13 protein-coding genes are annotated in these 17,178 nt (G+C 70.2%); 5 read left to right on the top strand and 8 right to left on the bottom strand.

Annotated elements, in window-relative coordinates; all coding sequences use genetic code 11:
* The first annotated feature begins 25 nt into the window (after positions 1-25).
* On the top strand, positions 26-1,408 hold the full coding sequence (locus QN163_01290) for a phosphodiester glycosidase family protein (protein MDR5682647.1): 1,383 nt from the start codon (positions 26-28) through the stop codon (positions 1,406-1,408).
* Here the strand turns inward: QN163_01290 and aceA are convergent.
* The 4 genes from aceA to QN163_01270 all read right to left on the bottom strand — a co-directional run bounded on the left by aceA (position 1,390) and on the right by QN163_01270 (position 6,011).
* The gene (aceA, locus tag QN163_01285; protein MDR5682646.1) at positions 1,390-2,772 is read right to left on the bottom strand and encodes an isocitrate lyase; all 1,383 of its coding nucleotides are present in this window, start codon (positions 2,770-2,772) and stop codon (positions 1,390-1,392) included. The two genes, QN163_01290 and aceA, sit on opposite strands and share 19 nt — an antisense overlap.
* A 116-nt stretch (positions 2,773-2,888) precedes the next feature.
* Positions 2,889-3,599 (bottom strand): LytTR family DNA-binding domain-containing protein, encoded by a 711-nt coding sequence (locus tag QN163_01280; GenBank protein MDR5682645.1) that lies wholly within the window; start codon positions 3,597-3,599, stop codon positions 2,889-2,891.
* A complete protein-coding gene (locus QN163_01275; protein MDR5682644.1) occupies positions 3,596-4,723 on the bottom strand; it encodes a histidine kinase in 1,128 nt (375 codons plus the stop codon). Before QN163_01275 ends, QN163_01280 begins: the two co-directional genes overlap by 4 nt.
* 97 nt (positions 4,724-4,820) lie before the next feature.
* A complete protein-coding gene (locus QN163_01270; protein ID MDR5682643.1) occupies positions 4,821-6,011 on the bottom strand; it encodes a Xaa-Pro peptidase family protein in 1,191 nt (396 codons plus the stop codon).
* A gap of 65 nt (positions 6,012-6,076) precedes the next feature.
* Here QN163_01270 and QN163_01265 point away from each other — a divergent pair, with 65 nt between their 5' ends.
* Entirely contained in the window at positions 6,077-6,889 is an 813-nt protein-coding gene (locus QN163_01265) for a class I SAM-dependent methyltransferase (GenBank protein MDR5682642.1), read from the top strand.
* Positions 6,890-7,045: 156 nt separating this feature from the next.
* Here the strand turns inward: QN163_01265 and QN163_01260 are convergent, their stop codons facing one another.
* The 3 genes from QN163_01260 to QN163_01250 form a co-directional block, all read right to left on the bottom strand.
* Entirely contained in the window at positions 7,046-7,252 is a 207-nt protein-coding gene (locus tag QN163_01260) for a cold-shock protein (protein ID MDR5682641.1), read from the bottom strand.
* 133 nt (positions 7,253-7,385) lie between these two features.
* Positions 7,386-8,489 (bottom strand): C45 family peptidase, encoded by a 1,104-nt coding sequence (locus tag QN163_01255; GenBank protein ID MDR5682640.1) that lies wholly within the window; start codon positions 8,487-8,489, stop codon positions 7,386-7,388.
* Between the two features lie 47 nt (positions 8,490-8,536).
* Entirely contained in the window at positions 8,537-9,523 is a 987-nt protein-coding gene (locus QN163_01250) for a GNAT family N-acetyltransferase (protein MDR5682639.1), read from the bottom strand.
* Positions 9,524-9,828: 305 nt separating this feature from the next.
* On the opposite strand from QN163_01250, the gene QN163_01245 reads away from it, so the two are divergent.
* Complete coding sequence (locus QN163_01245) at positions 9,829-10,977, top strand: acetoin utilization protein AcuC (GenBank protein MDR5682638.1); 1,149 nt, start codon at positions 9,829-9,831, stop codon at positions 10,975-10,977.
* Positions 10,978-10,995: 18 nt separating this feature from the next.
* Here QN163_01245 and QN163_01240 read toward each other — a convergent pair whose 3' ends face one another.
* Positions 10,996-13,221, bottom strand: a complete 2,226-nt coding sequence (locus QN163_01240) for a DEAD/DEAH box helicase (GenBank protein MDR5682637.1) — start codon at positions 13,219-13,221, stop codon at positions 10,996-10,998.
* 192 nt (positions 13,222-13,413) lie between these two features.
* On the opposite strand from QN163_01240, the gene QN163_01235 reads away from it, so the two are divergent.
* Both QN163_01235 and QN163_01230 read left to right on the top strand, forming a co-directional pair.
* On the top strand, positions 13,414-14,412 hold the full coding sequence (locus tag QN163_01235) for a TGS domain-containing protein (protein ID MDR5682636.1): 999 nt from the start codon (positions 13,414-13,416) through the stop codon (positions 14,410-14,412).
* Positions 14,413-14,482: 70 nt separating this feature from the next.
* Positions 14,483-17,155, top strand: a complete 2,673-nt coding sequence (locus tag QN163_01230) for a PAS domain S-box protein (protein MDR5682635.1) — start codon at positions 14,483-14,485, stop codon at positions 17,153-17,155.
* The last annotated feature ends 23 nt before the right edge of the window (positions 17,156-17,178 follow it).

Genomic DNA, 17,178 nt, shown 5'->3' with positions numbered 1-17,178 from the left:
ACGCAGCACCCGTCGGAGCATAGGCGTGATCCGTTTCGCTGCAACGACCGTCGCCGCCGTCCTCCTCCTCCTCACCGCCGGCGGCGCGGGTTCCGCAGCCGCGCGGCTTCTGTCGGTCGGCTGGACCACGCAGGATGGGGCACCGAAGGTCGTCGTCCACACGGACCGACACGTACGGTACCGGTCGGCGGTGGTGGGCGACCGGCTGGTCTTGGACCTGTGGCCGGTGGCGGGCACCCGACGCGGCTGGCAGCCCGTCGCAACCGGGCCGGTGGGCGCGGTGCGTCACGAGACGCTGCGCCCGGGCGTGCTCCGGCTGACGGTCTTTCTGCGCGGGGCCGTGCGCTACAAGGTCTTCCGACGGGCCGACCCCCACAAGATCGCCGTCGTCGTCCTGCCCTCGCATCGGGCTGCGGTGCGCCTGCCGCGCAGCGTCGCCTATCGCAAGATCCGGGTGCGCACGGGCGCCGGTTCCACGCGCGCACACGTGGTGACCGTCGATCCTGCCGACCCCGCGATCTCCATCCGTCCGGTGCTCGGCGCCGAGACGGTCCAGGGGCGGGAGGCGACGGCGCACGCGGCCACCCGCTCGGACGCGGTCGCTGCGATCAACGGAGGGTTCTTCGCGCCGTCCAACGGCCAGCCCCTCGGCCTGGTGATGATCGACGGCAAGGTCCTGTCCACGCCGTTCCCGCGCCGGTCGGTGTTTGCCATCACCGCAACGGGCCGCCCACGGATTTCGGCGTTCGCGTTCCGCGGCACGTTGCGGACCCCGACCGGCGCGGTGCCGATCTCGGCGATCAACCGCCCGCCCCGCGCCGGCGGCGTCGCCGTCTACACTCCCGAGTACGGCCCGCTGACGCCTCACCACGAGCGGCCCGTGCTCGTACGCCGCGGCGTCATCGTCGGCCTGCCCGCCGGGCGGGTCCCCATCCCGGACGACGGATACGTGGTGACGGCGACGGCGCGAGAGACCGATCGGCTGCTCCGGCCACTGGAGCGAGGGGCGCCGGTCCGGATGCAGACCTCCGTCGAGCCGGAGGGGGTGGTGCACGCGCTGGGCGGCGGGCCGCGCCTGGTGCGCGACGGACGGGTGGACATCCCCTATGGATGGGAGGGCTTTCGCCCGTCCGTGTACGCCAGGCGGACGTCGCGATCGGCGGTGGGGATCACGCGCTCAGACAAGGTGCTCCTCGTCGCGGTCGAAGGGCCTGACGAGGAGAACACGGGGATGAACCTGCGCGAGGTGGCTGCATTGATGCGCGACCTGGGAGCGGTCGAAGCGATGAACCTCGACGGCGGGGGATCCTCGACGCTGGTGGTGGGTGGGCGCGTGGTGAATCGCGACGAGAGCCGGCAGCGTGCCGTCCCATCGATGCTCGTTGTGACCTATCGCCCGCAGCCCTGACCCGACCGTCCATCGCCCCGACGCACCGACACGCGCGGTGCGCGCGACGGCAGGCTGCGTATGGGGTCGGCGAACTGCTCGGCCTCGGTCGACCCCTCCAGGGCCAGGGTGGCAGATCCCCCCAAGACCTGTGCCACGAGGTCGAAGTAGCCCGTGCCGACCTCGCGCTGGTGGCGGGTGGCGGTGTAGCCGAGCCGCTCCAGGTCGAACTCATGCTCCTGCAGCTCCACGTACGCGGCCATCCCCCGATCGGCGTACCCGCGCGCCAGCGAGAACGTCGAAGCGCACAGTGCGTGGAAACCCGCCAGCGTCACGAACTGGAAGCGGTACCCCATGGCGCCCAGTTCCCGCTGGAATGAGGCGATCGTCCGATCCTCCAGGTGGCGCCGCCAGTTGAAGCTGGGCGAGCAGTTGTAGGCAAGCAGCTTGCCGGGCAAGCGCGCGTGGATGGCCTCGGCGAAGCGCCGTGCCTCGCCGAGATCCGGACGGGAGGTCTCGAACCAGAGCACGTCCGCGTACGGCCCGTAGCTGAGGGATCGGGCGATCGCGGCCTCCAGGCCGTCGCGGGTCACGAAGTAGCCTTCTGCCGTGCGCTCGCCGGTCAGAAACGCCCGATCGGCGGGATCGACGTCGCTTGTGATCAGCTGCGCGTTCAACGCGTCGGTGCGGGCCACCAGGACCGTGGGGGTGCCGCAGACGTCGGCGGCCAGCCGCGCCGCGTTCAGCGTACGGATGAAGTGAGAGGTGGGGACGAGGACCTTCCCGCCCAGATGCCCGCACTTCTTCTCGGAGGCGAGCTGGTCCTCGAAGTGCACCCCGGCGGCGCCGGCTTCGATCATCGCGCGCATCAGCTCGTAGGCGTTCAGTGGCCCACCGAACCCCGCCTCGGCGTCGGCGACGACAGGCACCAGCCAGTCGCGCTCCCCCTTGCTCTCCGACCACTCGATCTGATCGGCACGGCGCAGCGCGTTGTTGATCCGCCGCACGAGCGCAGGAACACTGTTGGCGGGATAGAGGCTGAGGTCGGGATACGTCTGCTCTGCCAGGTTGCCGTCGGCGGCCACCTGCCAGCCGCTGACGTAGATGGCCCGCAGGCCGGCGCGGACCATCTGCACAGCCTGTGCCCCCGTCAGGGCCCCCAACGCGGCGACGTACGGTTCGGCGTGCAGCCGATCCCACAGACGTTCGGCACCGCGGCGCGCCAGAGTATACTCCACGCGCACCGAGCCGCGCAGCCGGACGACGTCGTCGGCCGTGTAGTCGCGCCGGATGCCGTACCATCTCGGCTCGGTCTGCCACTCGCAAGACAGCTGCGCGGCCTCCTGCTCGATCCGCGCCTGCGTCGCCACCCGACTGCCTCCCATCGCTTGGAGGTCTGCACCCCGCCACCAATGTGACGTGCCGGCGGGGCGGCCCTCGACCCAACAGCGCCGAACGGTTGGAAATTTAAGGTGGATGGCAACCGAAAGGCGACGAGTGGTCAGAGGTGCAGCAGCAGCTTCACCGCGCGGGCGGCCTGTCGGCTGACCGGGATCTCCGTCCCCGGCGGGTCGTCCAGCCGGAGCAGCAGCGTCCCGGAGAAGTACGGGTGCACCTCGCGGATGTGATCGAGGTTGACCGCGTAGCTGCGGTGCACCCGCAGGAACTGGCTTGCGGGCAGCCGCCGCAGGACCTGCGCGAGGGTCGCCTTGACATCGAACGCACCGACTCGGGTCACCGCCCGGACGCCGTCGCCGCGCGCCTGCAGGTAGTAGATGTCCTCAGGTGGCAAAACGACGGTCCGATCCCCTGCGGGCAGAGCCACGCGGCCACCGTGTTGGGAGGGTTCCTCGGACAGCAGGCGGTCGAGCGTGCGGCCGAGGCGAACCTCGTCCACCGGCTTGAGGAGGTAGTCGAACGCCGCCGCCTCGAACGCCTCGAGGACGTGGTCGTCGTACCCCGACACCAGCACCACTCGGGGGCGACGCGGCAGGGCATTGACGGAGCGCAGGACGTCGATGCCCGACAGCCCCGGCATCCGCACGTCCAGGAACAGTGCGTCGAGCGGTCCGGCCCGCAGCCTGTCCAGCGCCGCCTGCGCGCTCGCGACGACGTCCACCTGGTGTGGGCCAACGCGTCGCAGCAACCCGGCCAGGTGTTCGGCCGCCTGGGGATCGTCGTCGGCAACCAGCAACCTTAGAGTGCGCGTCACGTCGTAGCCTCCCACCGGTACGGGATCCGCACGACGACCCGCGTCCCCCTGCCTTCTTCGCTGCGCACGCGCAGGCCGTAGTCCTCCCCGTAGATCGCCTGCAGCCGGCGCTGCACGTTGAACAGCCCGATGCCCAACCCCGATCCGATGCCGCGTTCGGTGATCACCTCCAGCCGGCGCGGCGGGATGCCCACCCCATCGTCCTCGACGATCAACCGCAGGTGGTCTTCGGATTCTTCGGCGCGCACCCACACCGTACCGCGGCCGGTCTTGGGTTCGATCCCGTGCACGACCGCGTTCTCGACCAGCGGCTGGAGCGTGAGGACCGGCACCAGCCGCCCGAGCACCGACGCAGGAACCTCCACGGACGTGCGCAGTCGGTCACCCAGCCGCGTCCGCTCGAACGCCAGGTACTGCTCGACGTACCACAGTTCCTCTTCCAGCGTGCAGAACTCGCCGTGTGAACGCAGCGCGTGGCGCAGGAACTCGGCGAAATCCGTGATGAGCCGTCGTGCGCGCTGAGGATCTCGCCCGACGACGGCGGCCACGGAGTGCAGGGTGTTGAACACGAAGTGCGGGGAGATCTCGGCCCGCAGAGCGCGTAGTTCGGTCCGCGCGAGGCGGTCGACCTCCGACTCCAAGAACGCGATCTCCAGTTGCGCTCCGAGCAGGTCGCCCACCAAGACGGCCCCCTCCAGCGTCTGCGGGGCGAACGGGCGGCCGTCGGTGCGGTAGAACTTGATTGCGGCCGGGATCATGCCTCGCACGCGCATCGGCACCACAACGGCCCCGGTCAGGGGGCACCCGGGGTGGGGGCAGCCGATCTCCTCGCGGCTGCGAGCGACCGCCGCCTCCCCGGTACGCAGCACGCGCTTGGTGAGCTCTGTGGCCACCGGTTGGTCCGGTACGTGATGGTCGGCGCCTGCACCGACGAACGCCAGCACCTTGGCGCGGCCGATCAGGGCGACGGCGTCGGCGCGCAGGGCGTCGCGCAGCATCTGCGCCACGCGAGAGGCGGCGTCGTGGGTCAGCCCGCTGTGGAACGCCTCCCGCGCACGCCGGCCGATGACCACCAGGTGCCGGATGGTGGTGCCCAGGCTGCTGCGTCGGCTCCGCTCGTCCATGGGCGGCGTCTTGAACTTCCGCTTGACTCCCAGCATACCCGCAGGTGCCAGCCCCTACCCCCCTCTCTCAGAGGAGAGGAACTTGTCTTGGCCCGGATCAAGCGGGAATCGTCAGGCTCGCGAGGTCGCGAGGGTAATAGGTCAGCACCTCGTGGCCGTTGGGGGTGACCAGGACCGTGTCGGAGTGCCGGAATCCGCCCAGACCCGGCACGTAGATCCCCGGCTCCACAGTAAAGACCATGCCGGGCTCCATGATCCGGTCGTCACCCCGGTCGAGGAACGGTGCTTCGTGGTAGTCCAACCCGATCGCATGACCGGTGTGGTGCCGCCAGCAGTCCCACAGATCGTACTTGTCGAAGAACGCCCGCGTCACGCGATCCACCGCGCTGCACGGCTCGCCCGGCCGGATGGCGTCGATTGCCCGCTGCTGTACTTCGAGCATGAGCCCGAAAAAGCGGCGCGCGCGGTCGGACACCGGTGCAATGACCATCGTACGCTCCAGCTCCGACAGGTACCCGCCGACGTTGGCGCTCGCGCCGGTCACAAGCACGTCGCCGGGCGCAAAACGCGCATTGGTCGTCATGGCGTGGGGGAGCGCGGAGTACGGACCGATCTGGCCCCGGTACCCTGCCCGCGCCCCCACCCCGCCGTATCCGACCGCCCGGTAGCCGGGCCCCAGCGTGCGGATCATCGCCAGCGTCGCTTCGTGCGACGCCCGGTTGCTGACCTCGGTCTCGGTCAGGCCCGGACGCGTGTACTCCTGCAGCAGCGCGTGCGCGAGATGGCCCCACCGGCACGACTCGCGGATGAGCGCCACTTCCTCGGCGGACTTCATCATCTGCATCCGCTCGATCTCGTCGCGGACGACCACGACCGTCGCGGCCGGCAGCACCTCCGAAAGGCGGGGGCCCCGGTATCCGAAACGTCCTGCATACCCGTCGGCGTCGACGCCGATCCGTGCCCGCTCAAACCCCATCTGGGCCAGCAACTCGGCCAGACGTTCCATCGGGTGGCGGTCGTCCGGATACTCCGGGTAGGAGACCACGCGGTCCACGTCCGCGTGCTGCTGGGCGTGCTCGACTTCCAGCCGCGGGACGAACAGCACGCGTTCGGGACCGGCCAGCACCAGGGCCATCGGGCGCTCCGTGGGGATGAAGCCGAACCCGCCAAAGTACAGGACATTCAGGCCGCCGAACAGAACCACCCCGTCCACCTGGTGGGCGGTGAGGCGCTCACGGAGGGTGTTTCGGCGCCGGGTGCGCTCGGCTGGGGAGATCTCCAACCGCATCGACGTCGTCTCGCCTCCTCTCGGACGCTTCAAGGAGATCGGCTCTGGGCGGCGAATGCCAGAGCATGGGCGCCGAGGTCGGTTCGCGCTTCACGTTCGAGAAGTTCGCCAGTCACCCGTTCTTCGCCGAAGTGAACCGGTGGCTGGTGGAGCACGTCGGGATCCGGCGCGACGCCACCGTCGTGGACCTGGGTTGCGGGCCCGGCGCCGTCACCGAGATCATCCTCGAGTACGTCGACCCCGCCTCCGGCGCGGTGGTCTACGCAATCGACCCCTCCCCGTCGGCGCTGCAGATCGCCCGATCTCGGATTCGCTGCGCGATCGTGCACTTCCTGGAGGGGACGGCAGAACGCCTCAGTCACATCGTGCCGGCGGCGGACGTCGTGCTGTTCTGCAACGCCATCCACCTCGTGCGGGAGAAGGCGGATGTCGTCCGCGAGGTGTTCAACGTCCTGCGCCGCGGAGGCGCGTTCGGGTTCAACACGACGTTCTTCGAAGGCGCCTACCCCGCGGAGACGCTGCGCTTTTACAAGCTGTGGGTGCTGCGCGCGGTCCGCCACCTCAAAGAGCGAGGAATCGAGGTGACCCGCGGCGTCAAGGCCACCGCGATGCGGTGGCTGGGCGCGCAGGACTACTGTGCCCTCCTGGCGTCGCAGGGGTTCACCGACGTCCGGGTGGAGATTCAGCAGAAGCCGCTGTCGCGCCAGAGTCTGGAGGACATCAGCGAGTTCGAGCTGTTCATCGAAGGGGCGCTTCCCGGTGTGCCGCTCGCGGAGGGCTGCGAGGCGCTAAAGGTCGGGGTACGCCAGGCGTTCGAGGAGCTCGATCTGACGCTCGTGCCCCGCAACTGGCTGCAGGTCATCGCGCGACGGGCATAAACCGCCGAAGCGGCAGGGACGGGAATCGGCCCCGCCCCCACCGCCGACAACAGATCGATGCGTCGCGACGAGAACGCAGAAACCTCCCGGCGCCCTCAGCCGGTTCCAGGAACAAGCGTGAGAGAAACTGCGGGGTCTGGCTGAAGTCGAGCGCGGTTAGCCGATGACCCGGACGTTCGCGGCCTGGGGACCCTTCTGGCCCTGGGTGACCTCGAACTCGACCTTCTGTCCTTCCTGCAGGTTCCGGTAGCCTTCGCCGCTGATCGCGCTGTAGTGCACGAACACGTCCTTGCTGCCGTCCTCCGGAGTGATGAAGCCGTACCCCTTCTCCGGACTGAACCACTTGACCGTACCCGTTGCCATTCTCTCTTCCTCCGATCCGATCCTTTCCGATCCCACGGTTTCAGGATTTGTGGGACCGAGCCAATCATTGACCAGGCCGGGGCATTTGTCAACGGGTGGGCAGGCCACGGGCCGGTACGGCCCGCCGGTGTACTCAGCCCAGCTTTCGCTCGGAAAACGCAGCGGTGCAAGGGGGGCCGCCGGCGCAGCGCATCCGCCGCGCATCCAGATCCATCAAGACCGAAAACACCGTCTGCGAACGCTCGTCGGGGGGCAGGGCGGGGTTGGGGTGACGGCAGATGGAGTCGGGATGGCCGTCGTGGTCCCGCAGCAGGTCCTCCATGGCTTCCACCGAGAGCCGGCCCGGCCGCGTGCGCGCGCCCAACAGGGCGTCCATGCGCGCGCACCGTCGGTAGGTGGACTGCCGTTCCTCGCGCAACGGCTGCCACACCCCCAACGACTCCGCCGCGAGGAAGTGGTTGGCGTGCACCAGCGTGCCGTCGCGGAGTGCCAGACGCCGCCAGCCGATGGGTGCCACCTCCAGGTCCGCCACCGCCTCGGGATCGGATGCCTGCGCGATCAGAAAGTTCGCCGAGCACGCACTGGGCCCGGCGGTCGCCGCGCGCACCGCTTCGGCGAAGCCCCCGGCGCGAAGGATGCGTGCGGTGCGCAGGTGGAATGGGACGCCGGGACGGGACCAGTCGTCGTGGTGGCTGAGCAGGCCGTTGATCACCAACCCCAGGCCTCGGGAGTTCATGCCGATCTTGCCGCCGACGATGCCCGCCTCGGTGAACGCGAGGATCCGCAGGCTCCCGTGGACGACGTCGAGGAGCGCGCCCCGCACCTCGGGGATCCAGTCCCAGTTCTGACCCACCCACAGGTGCCCGTCCGCGGTCACCGAGCGCGAGGCGGCGAACGCGGTGCACTCCCCCGCCGCCTCCTCCATCCCGATGGCGGCGTAGGCGCTGTACATCAGCTCGTACCGTGCATTCAACATCGCGATCTGTTCGATCGTGCAGCCGCTGCCTTCCGCCACACCCTCCATCGCCTCGGCGTAGGCCGGCTCACAGGACCGGAAGACCTCCAGGTAGGCAAGCGATCGGGACCGGACCTGTTCGGCGCTCAGGCGGGCGTCGTTGCGAAGGCGCCGCTCGTACACCGCCACGTTGTGGCAGACCGCCTCGCCAAGCGCCTCGCCGTGCGCCCGTCCCTGCTCTCGGGGTCGCCCGCGCAGGGGTACGAGCGGCAGATCCGTCACCGCTGCCCCCCTCACCTGGCCGCCGCGTGCCGATGGAGGCACGCTCCTCATCCCCGTTGGGGCCCCAACGGTGCCTCCATCGTAATCCACGCCGGCTGGGGCACGAATCCCAGCCGCAGGTTGATGCTCAGCATCGCGTGGTTGGCGCTGTCGTTCCACGTCTTGATGCGCTGGTAGCCGTGCTCTTGCGCGTAGCGCACCGTGCACAGCTTCAACGCCCAGGCGATGCCCCTCCCCGTGCAGTCGGGGTCGGTCGCGGTCAGCCCCTGCCCGAGGGTCCCGGGCTCGTCGTCGCGCTCGAGGTGCGAACACCCGACGTATCGGTCACCGTCCTTTGCGATAAACGTCGCTTCGGGGATCGCCTTCTCACCGGTGACCCACCGCAGGAAACTCTCCCACGGCACGCCGGTCGGCTCGTCCGGCAGGGGCATATTGCGCAGGGCCAGGTCGTGCAGCCGGTGGAGCTTGCGCAGGCAGTCGGGGTCCTGCGTTCTCTCCTGCGCGAGCGTGGTGATCCAGATCCCCCGGGTGCGGAGGCGGTCCCAGCGGTGTGCGTGCGCCGCCAGGTCCACCCCGCGCACGTCGAGGATCGACTGCCAGGTCCTACGCCGTTCGCGGAACCCGCGCCGCCGAGCGAACGCCACCGCATGCGGGTGGGCTTCCCACACACGGGCCCTGGCCAGGATCGCCGCGCGCTCGCGCAGGCGCGCGTGCAGCACCTCCCACAGCTGTGAGCCCACACCGCGCCCCCCGAACGCGGGGCGCACGATGACTTGGCAGTCGTACTTGTCGGGGTGGAACATCTCCGCGTTGTGGCCGAACCAAGCTGAGCCGATCGGATCTCCGGAGTCCGGGTCGGTGGCGACGTAGCGTTCGCGGTGGACACCGGCGGCGGCCGCCGCCTCCCACCAGAACCGCAGCGTGTCGGCCGTGACCGGATCGGTCGGATGGTTCTCGTTGCGCATCTCGGCCAGGGCCGGGTAGTCCGATTCCTCGAAGGGACGGATCTCGATTCTCATCCGCGTGCGCCGCATGGCTCTCTCCTCGGGTACGCCGTAGGGCGTCCGACCGACGCGCCTTTGGCATGCCTGTCGGCACCCGGGCGCGCCGCCCGGAGGGGACGGGCTCGGTTCGGATACGCGGTCAGGCGGGGCGCACGCTCACGCCCGGACGGCCGGCGGACGGGCCTTGGATCTCGGAGCCGGTCGGCGCCTGCCCACCTCCTCCCGGATCGCAAGGGCGAGGGTCCGGCTGATTCTTGCAGCCCCCGGCCTGGCTGTCAACCGGCCGCAAGCGGCGCAGCAGGGAGAGCGCAAACCCATGCGAAAGTCTGGAAGCGATGCGCACGCCGGTGATCTACGGGCCCGAGTGCCGGCGGTACGACTTCGGCGGTGGCCACCCGCTGAACTCGATGCGGCTCGAGCTCACGGTCACGCTGCTCGAGTCGGCCGGCATGCTGGACGGCCCGACGTCCGGAGTCCTCCCGCCCCGCCTAGCCACCGACGACGAGATCGCGATGCTGCACAGCCCCGGTTACATCGCGGCGGTGCGCGCGCTCGGCAGTGACCCGAGCGCCGCCGGCCTGCGTTACGGGTTCGGGCCGGGCGACAACCCGCCGTTCGTCGGCATGCACGAGGCCGCCGCGACGATCGTGGGGGGTGCGCTGGTGGCGGCCGAGGGGATCGCCGAAGGCCGGTTCGAGCACGCCTTCCACTTCTCGGGCGGGCTCCACCACGCGATGCGATCGCTGGCCGCGGGCTTTTGCATCTACAACGACATCGCCCTCGCGTGCGAGTTCCTCCGGCGGCGCGGCTGGCGGGTGCTGTACGTGGACGGCGACGCCCACCACGGCGACGGAACGCAGGCGCTGTTCTATGACACCCCGCAGGTGCTGACGATCTCCCTGCACGAGAGTGGCGAGTTCCTCTTCCCAGGCACCGGGTTCGTGGACGAGACGGGGAGGGGTGCGGGCGCCGGGTACAGCGTGAACGTGCCGCTGCTGCCCGGCACCGATGATGCGTCGTGGCTGGAGTGCTTCGAGCTCGTCGTGCCGCCCATCGCCCGCGCATATCGGCCGGACGTGATCGTCAGCCAGCACGGTTGCGACACCCATCGGTTGGATCCCCTGACCGATCTCGGCTGCACGACCCACACCTCCGAGCGGTTCGCCGCCGCGGTGCACGATCTGGCCCACAAGCTGTGCGGGGGGCGCTGGCTCGCGGCCGGGGGTGGAGGGTACGACATCTGGCGCGTGGTCCCGCGTGCGTGGACGCTCGTCTACGGCGTCCTCTCCCACCAGGTAGTCGGCGACGTCGTGCCCGACGCGTGGATCGACCGGTGGCAGCCGCGCGCCCCGCACCCGCTTCCCCGCGCCATGCGCGACGCACCCTCCGACGACGCCCCGGACCGGATCCGCGCCCGCAACCGCGAGCAGGCCCAGCGCGCCGCAGACCAAGCCCTGGATGCGATCGACCGTGCACGCAGCTGACGGCGTCGGATGACCCCGTCACAGCAGCGGGTCCCGCAGGATGCGATCGCGCGTCGCGCGCGCCACCTCGCCGACACCGGGCTGGGGCAGGTCGGCGAGCTGGTTGCAGACCTCGGCGGCCTGCAACAGGATCCGCTGCAGGTCCCCTTCGGCCACCTCGCACGCCTCACACAGCGTACCGAACTCCGCTTCCCGCATCCACTGGATCGCAGCCCAGCCCCGCCGATCGGCCGGTGACGGCACGCGCCGGCGCCGGATCCGATCCCACTCCGCCTTGAACTCGGACACCAGCGGATCGGGCCGGACCCCCTCGTGCGCTTCGATCTCCGCCAGCCCCTCCACCAGGCGGGCCAGGGCCGCCAGGTCGGCGTCGTCCCCGGCGCGGGGGGCCCGTTCGCTGCTCAGGGCTGCCGCGTAGGCGGCCAGCCGCTCCGGCTCGGCCGGGAGCAGTCTGCGGCGCACGAGTTCCACGATGACGATGCACCTGGGGTGGCGAACGAGCGCGGCCCACCGTCCGTACGCGGTCGGGCGGAACTCCGCGTCGAGGTAGCCCAGCCCGCGCAGGACCCGCGCGCGGGCCGCAAACTCCTCGCGCAGCCCGCCGTGCAGTTCGCGCAACTCGCGGCGCAGCCGAAGACGGCGTTGCTCTCTGGCCCGCAGACGGTCGATGGTGGATAGGCACTCGGCCGCCACGGCGCAGCACGCGCACGGCCACACGGACATCTCGTGCGTCAGCACGCGCACTTCCTCAGCGGCGTCCGGGTCGCGGAGGCGGCGCAGCCGGTCGCGCCGCGCGGCCATCCGCTCGTAGCGAGCCCTCGTGTGCAGCCGGTCGTCGCACGGCCTGTCGACGAGCGGATCCGGGGGGATCGCGTCGAGCTGCGCACGCAGCGAGGCGATCTGCCCGCGGCGCTGGAAGGCCGCCAGCGACCGGTCCAGTTCAGCGAGCGCGGCGTCCAGGGGCCGTGCGGCCAACCAGTTGAGGACCTGGCTGTAACTCGGGGTGAAGGCCGACCGGATGGGCTCGGGCGCCGCACCGGCCAGTGATTCCGCCTCCGCGACCTCACCGTACCGGGTGGCCGGGAGCGCGACGACGCCGATCTTGTCGCGGCCGCGCCGTCCTGCACGGCCGGCCATCTGGTGGAATTCCGTGGCGGACAGGCTGACGGGACCGGTCGGGCTGTTGCGCACAAGCGTCGTCAGCACGACAGTCCGCGCGGGCACGTCGAGCCCCGCCGCCAGGGTCGTCGTTGCGCACACCGCCGTCAGCAGGCCGCGCTCCAGGAAGTCTTCCACAACCAGCCGCCACGACGTCGTGTGCCCGGCGTGGTGGGGTGCCACGCCGGCAGCGAGCAGGCCGGCCCGGAACGCGTGGGACGCCAGGTGGGGCAACTCGGCCGTCCACGCTGCCCACGCCGCCTGGCGCTCCTCCAGCCGCTTCGCACCGGCGACGGAATCTGGCGGCGACCCCCGCGGGCCAGCCCACGACCGGGCGAGCACAGCGGCTGCCTCGTCGCAGTCGCGGCGCGCCGGGAAGAACAGGATCGCCGGCAGCAGATCCGCGGCCCGCAGCGCCCCAAGGAGACTCGCGATCCAATCCGGGCGCTTGCAACCCGCCGAGGCCTGTTCGGCCAGTTCGACCGGCAGCAACCGTCCCCGCGCATCGACTGCCACGAAGCAAAGCGGCACGGGCCGCACGGTTTCCTCGACCACGGCCGGACGCCGGCCGCGGGCTTCGGCCAGCCAGTCGGACAGTTCGCCTGCGTTGGGCAGCGTGGCTGACAGCAAGAGCAGGCGCGTCCGTCGCGGTGCGTACATCAGGATCTCTTCCCACGCCGTGCCACGCTCCGGATCGCTCAGGTAGTGGGCTTCGTCCAGCACCACGAGATCCATTTCCTGCGCGGTTTGCGACTCTTCGGTGCGCGATCCCCGGTCGTACAGCGCGTTGCGCAGGATCTCGGTCGTGGCGACGATCACCGGGGCCTGAGCGTTGATCTTCCGCTCGCCGGTCAGCAGGCCGACACGGTCGGCCCCGTAGAGGTTCTGGAAGCGGCGGAACTTCTGATTGGACAGCGCCTTGAGTGGCGTCGTGTACCACGCGCTCCGTCCGGCACGCAGCCCTTCGCGGATCGCCTCCTCCGCGATCCAGGTCTTGCCGCTGCCCGTCGGCGCTTCGACGAGCACATCGCCTTCACGCAGACGCGACAGCGCCTCCCGTTGGAACAAAGATGGTTCGAACGCCACGGATGGGGGCGCACCAACCCTTCGCAAAATCGACTTGAGCGCAGGGTGGACCGGGGCGCGGCGGACGGCGCGCCTGCCTGCAGGTGCACGTCGGCTCACGGTCTCCATGATAGCCGAGCCGGTGGGCCGCAGCGGCGGGGTTCGCGGTCTGCTGTTCACCGCCCGGCCGCGCACTGTATCGTCTTGCTTGGAATGCCAGCGAATCTCACCCCTGAGTACCTCGCTGCGGAGCAGCGGTTCCGCCAGGCGGCGTCCCCACAAGAGAAGATGGAGGCGCTGGAAGAGATGCTCCGTACGGTGCCCAAGCACAAGGGCACGGAGAAGCTGCAGGCGGACATCAAGCGCCGCATGGCCCGGCTGCGGCAGGAGATGACGGGGCGGCGCGGCGGAGCGCGCGCGCAGCCATTCTATCACGTCGAACGCGAGGGCGCGGCCCAGGTGGCAATCATCGGACCGCCCAATGCCGGCAAGTCGTCGCTGCTGGCGGCCCTCACCCACGCCAGCCCTGAAGTCGCCGCCTACCCGATGACCACACGCGCGCCGCTGCCCGGAATGATGCCCTTCGAGAACATTCAGATCCAGCTGGTCGACACGCCGCCCGTCTGCCCGGAGTTCGACGAGGGCTGGCTGTACGGCCTGATCCGCGGCTCGGACGCGGCGATCTTCGTCGTGGACTGCAGCGACGACGGCATCCTGTACATCGAGGACGCGCTGCGCCTGCTGCCCGCAAACCGCGTCTACTTGATGCCGGAGGACGCTCCGATCGAGGAGGACCCGGCGCTCCCACGCGGAGCCCGCAAGCGGACGCTCGTGGTGGCCAACAAGTGGGACCTGCCCGACGCCGCCGACAACCTCCGGATCCTGCGCGACCTCCTGGCAGACCGACTGCCCGGCGAGGTGCTGCCCATCTCGGCGGTGCGCGGCGACGGGTTGGAGCAGCTGCGCGCGAGGGTGTTTCGGATGCTCGACCTGGTGCGCGTGTACAGCAAGCCGCCGGGCCGGCGACCCGACCTGGCCGCGCCGTTCGTCCTCCGGCGCGGTGCGACGGTGCTAGACGCCGCCGAGTTGATCCACAAGGACTTCGCGGATCGCCTGAAGTTCGCCCGGCTATGGGGGCAGGGCTACCAGGGCCAGATGGTCGGCCGCGACCACCGGCTGGCCGACGGGGACGTCCTCGAACTCCACGTCTGAAGACTCCCACGACCCGTCTGACCCGCGGCGGCACGCGACTTGCTCTCCCACGCGACAAGGGCCAACGGGCATGGCGATCTTCAGGCGTTCCCCGCAGCAGGCTCTTCGTCGCGTCGAAGAGCCACTTGCCGTCGTGTCGGAGCTGATCTCCGACGCGGTGTTCCTGTTCGACGCCCAAGGAGCCGTGACGTGGGCGAGCCAAAGAGCCGGCGAGGCGTTCGGGATGCGGCCGGCGGCGCTCGCGCGGTTGTCGGTGCGCGATTTGATCCCGCCCTCGCCTGCCGCCGAACGCGCCTTCCGGCAGCCGCCGTCGGACGGCGCATGGGAAGGTCGCCTCACCTTTCGTCGGCCAGACGGCCAGACGTTCGACGCGGCCGCGCGCGTGGGATGGATCGGCGACGTCGGCGTGTGCACCGTCGCGGTGCCCGGCGCCGAGGTCCACACATCGGCCGCACTCGCCGCGCGGACGCAGCAGCTCATCCGAGACCTGCCCATCGCCATCGAGGTGTACGATCCCAAGGGCAACGTGCTGGCGGCGAACGACGCTTGGTGCGCGCTGTTCGGGATGCCTGCCTCCCGGGGCCACCGGGGCAACGCCCTGCACCGCGGCTCAGTCTACGGCCCGGCTCAGCGGTCCGCCCTGGAAGCCGCATTCCGCGGGCAAGCGGCCGACATCCCGGCGTTCGAGTGGCTGCCGGCCTCCGGGCCGCGCACCGTCCCGCCCCGGCCCACCCGCCTCGTCGACATCCGGCTGGCTCCGGTCCGCAACCGTGCGGGCGAGCTCCGCTGCGTGGTCGCGTTCGCCTTCGACGTCACCGAGCAGAGACGGATGGAGGGGGCGCTGCGCGAGTCGGAATCGCGCTATCGCGCGCTCATCGAGGAGTCCCCGGACGCGATGTTTCTCCTGGAGGACGGCGTGTTCCGCCTGGTCAACCGGCGGTTCGTCGAGCTGTTCGGCGTGGGGTCCGCGGACGTGATCGGCCGGATCGGTCCTTTGGCGATGTGCGAGGTCGAAGACCGGGCGGCGCTCAGCGCTTACCTCAGCGATCGGCTGGCGATGCTGAGCCCGCGCACGACCGCGATCTTCCGGGCGCGGGCATCCGACGGAACGGTGCGCACCTGCGAGATCCATGCCAACCGCGTCCTGCTGCGCGGCAAGCCGATGCTGTTGGGAACGGTGCGCGACCTCACCGAGCAGCGCCGCGCCGCACAGACGCTGCAGTTGCAGGCCGATCTCCTGGACCAGGTCCACGAGGCCATCGTGGCCATGGACTGGGACGGCTGCATCGTCTACTGCAACCGTGGTGCCGAAACGCTGTACGGTTGGCGGCGCGACGAGGTCGCAGGACGCCCCTTCGACCGACTGGTCCAACCCGAGCCCCACGAAGCCACAATCGCCCGACTGCGGCCGGTGCTGCTGCGCGACGGAAGCTGGCGCGGCGAGATCCAGCACCGGGGTGACGGCGGGCGCACCCTGTGGCTGTCCGCCACCCTGTCGGTGCGGACCGACGCCGAGCGCAGACCTGTCGGCATCGTCGGCGTCTACCGCGACATCTCCGAGCAGAAGCGGCTGGAAGACCAACTCCTGCAGGCCCAGAAGATGGAGAGCATCGGCACGCTGGCCGGCGGTATCGCGCACGACTTCAACAACATCCTCGGGACGATGGTGGGCTACCTGGGGCTGCTGAAGGAAGACCTCCCGCCCGACACGCAGCTGCACGCCTACTTCGAAGTCGTAGAGCGCAGCGCGATGCGGGCGTCGGAGCTGACACGGCAGCTGCTCGGGTTCGCACGCAAGGGCAAGTTCGAGGTCCAGCCGGTCGATCTGGCGGCGCTGTGCAAAGACGTCGTGCAGCTGTTCCGCACCACCCTCGACGGCAAGATCGAACTGCGGACGCACTTCCCCGAAGGCTTGCCTGCCGTCGAGGGCGACAGCGGCCAGCTCCACCACGTGGTCTTGAACCTGTGCATGAATGCGCGCGACGCGATGCCCGACGGCGGCATCCTGGAGATCGCCCTCGCCCCCGCCCTGGCGCCGGATCCCGCCTCAGGCGACGTCACATCGCTGCGGCGCTACGTCGCGCTGTCGGTCGGCGACACAGGCGTCGGCATGGACGAACGCACGCGCGCCCGCATGTTCGAGCCGTTCTTCACCACGAAGGAGCCGGGCAAGGGAACGGGCCTCGGTCTGGCGATGGTGTACGGGATCGTCCACAACCACGGCGGCTTCCTCGACGTTCGAACCGCCGTGGGGCGCGGCACGACCGTCGAAGTCTACCTGCCGGTGGCGCAGGGGACCGCGGAGGAGCAAGGGGAGGGGGAGACCGAGGTGGCGGAGGGCGCAGGCGAGATGATTCTGGTCGTCGACGACGAGGAACCCTTGTGCAACCTGCTTCGCGACGTGCTCGTCCGCCGCGGGTACCGGGTGATGACCGCGACCGGCGGCGAGGAGGCGGTCCGCATCTATCAGCAGTACCGGGACGAGATCGACCTGGTGTTGCTGGACATGACGATGCCGGGCATGAGCGGCAAGGAGACCTTCCATGCGATCCGGGCGATCGACCCCGACGCCCGCGTGCTGCTCAGCAGCGGCTACACGCAGGAGGGCGCAGCGCAGGACGTCCTGCGCCGTGGGGCGTGCGGGTTCCTCCAGAAGCCCTACCTGATCACCGAGCTGGCCAGCAAGGTGCGCGAGATCCTGCAGGAGCCCACAGCGGGGACGGGGCGGATTGCAGACGGCTAGCCAGCGGTGGTGATCGGCGGGTC

This window comes from Armatimonadota bacterium, from assembly GCA_031432545.1.
In the GTDB taxonomy this organism is placed as follows: Bacteria; Sysuimicrobiota; Sysuimicrobiia; order Sysuimicrobiales; family Sysuimicrobiaceae; genus Caldifonticola; species Caldifonticola tengchongensis.
The sequence above is the reverse complement of the archived record's forward strand: the minus strand, read 5'-3'. Positions and strand labels throughout refer to the sequence as shown.

Excerpts from the sequence above, each read along its gene's own strand:
- aceA (MDR5682646.1), bottom strand. The coding sequence starts at position 2,772 with ATGGGAGGCAGTCGGGTGGCGACGCAGGCGCGGATCGAGCAGGAGGCC.
- QN163_01275 (MDR5682644.1), bottom strand. The coding sequence starts at position 4,723 with ATGGACGAGCGGAGCCGACGCAGCAGCCTGGGCACCACCATCCGGCAC.
- QN163_01270 (MDR5682643.1), bottom strand. The coding sequence starts at position 6,011 with ATGCGGTTGGAGATCTCCCCAGCCGAGCGCACCCGGCGCCGAAACACC.
- QN163_01265 (MDR5682642.1), top strand. The coding sequence starts at position 6,077 with ATGGGCGCCGAGGTCGGTTCGCGCTTCACGTTCGAGAAGTTCGCCAGT.
- QN163_01260 (MDR5682641.1), bottom strand. The coding sequence starts at position 7,252 with ATGGCAACGGGTACGGTCAAGTGGTTCAGTCCGGAGAAGGGGTACGGC.
- QN163_01250 (MDR5682639.1), bottom strand. The coding sequence starts at position 9,523 with ATGCGGCGCACGCGGATGAGAATCGAGATCCGTCCCTTCGAGGAATCG.
- QN163_01245 (MDR5682638.1), top strand. The coding sequence starts at position 9,829 with ATGCGCACGCCGGTGATCTACGGGCCCGAGTGCCGGCGGTACGACTTC.
- QN163_01235 (MDR5682636.1), top strand. The coding sequence starts at position 13,414 with ATGCCAGCGAATCTCACCCCTGAGTACCTCGCTGCGGAGCAGCGGTTC.
- QN163_01230 (MDR5682635.1), top strand. The coding sequence starts at position 14,483 with ATGGCGATCTTCAGGCGTTCCCCGCAGCAGGCTCTTCGTCGCGTCGAA.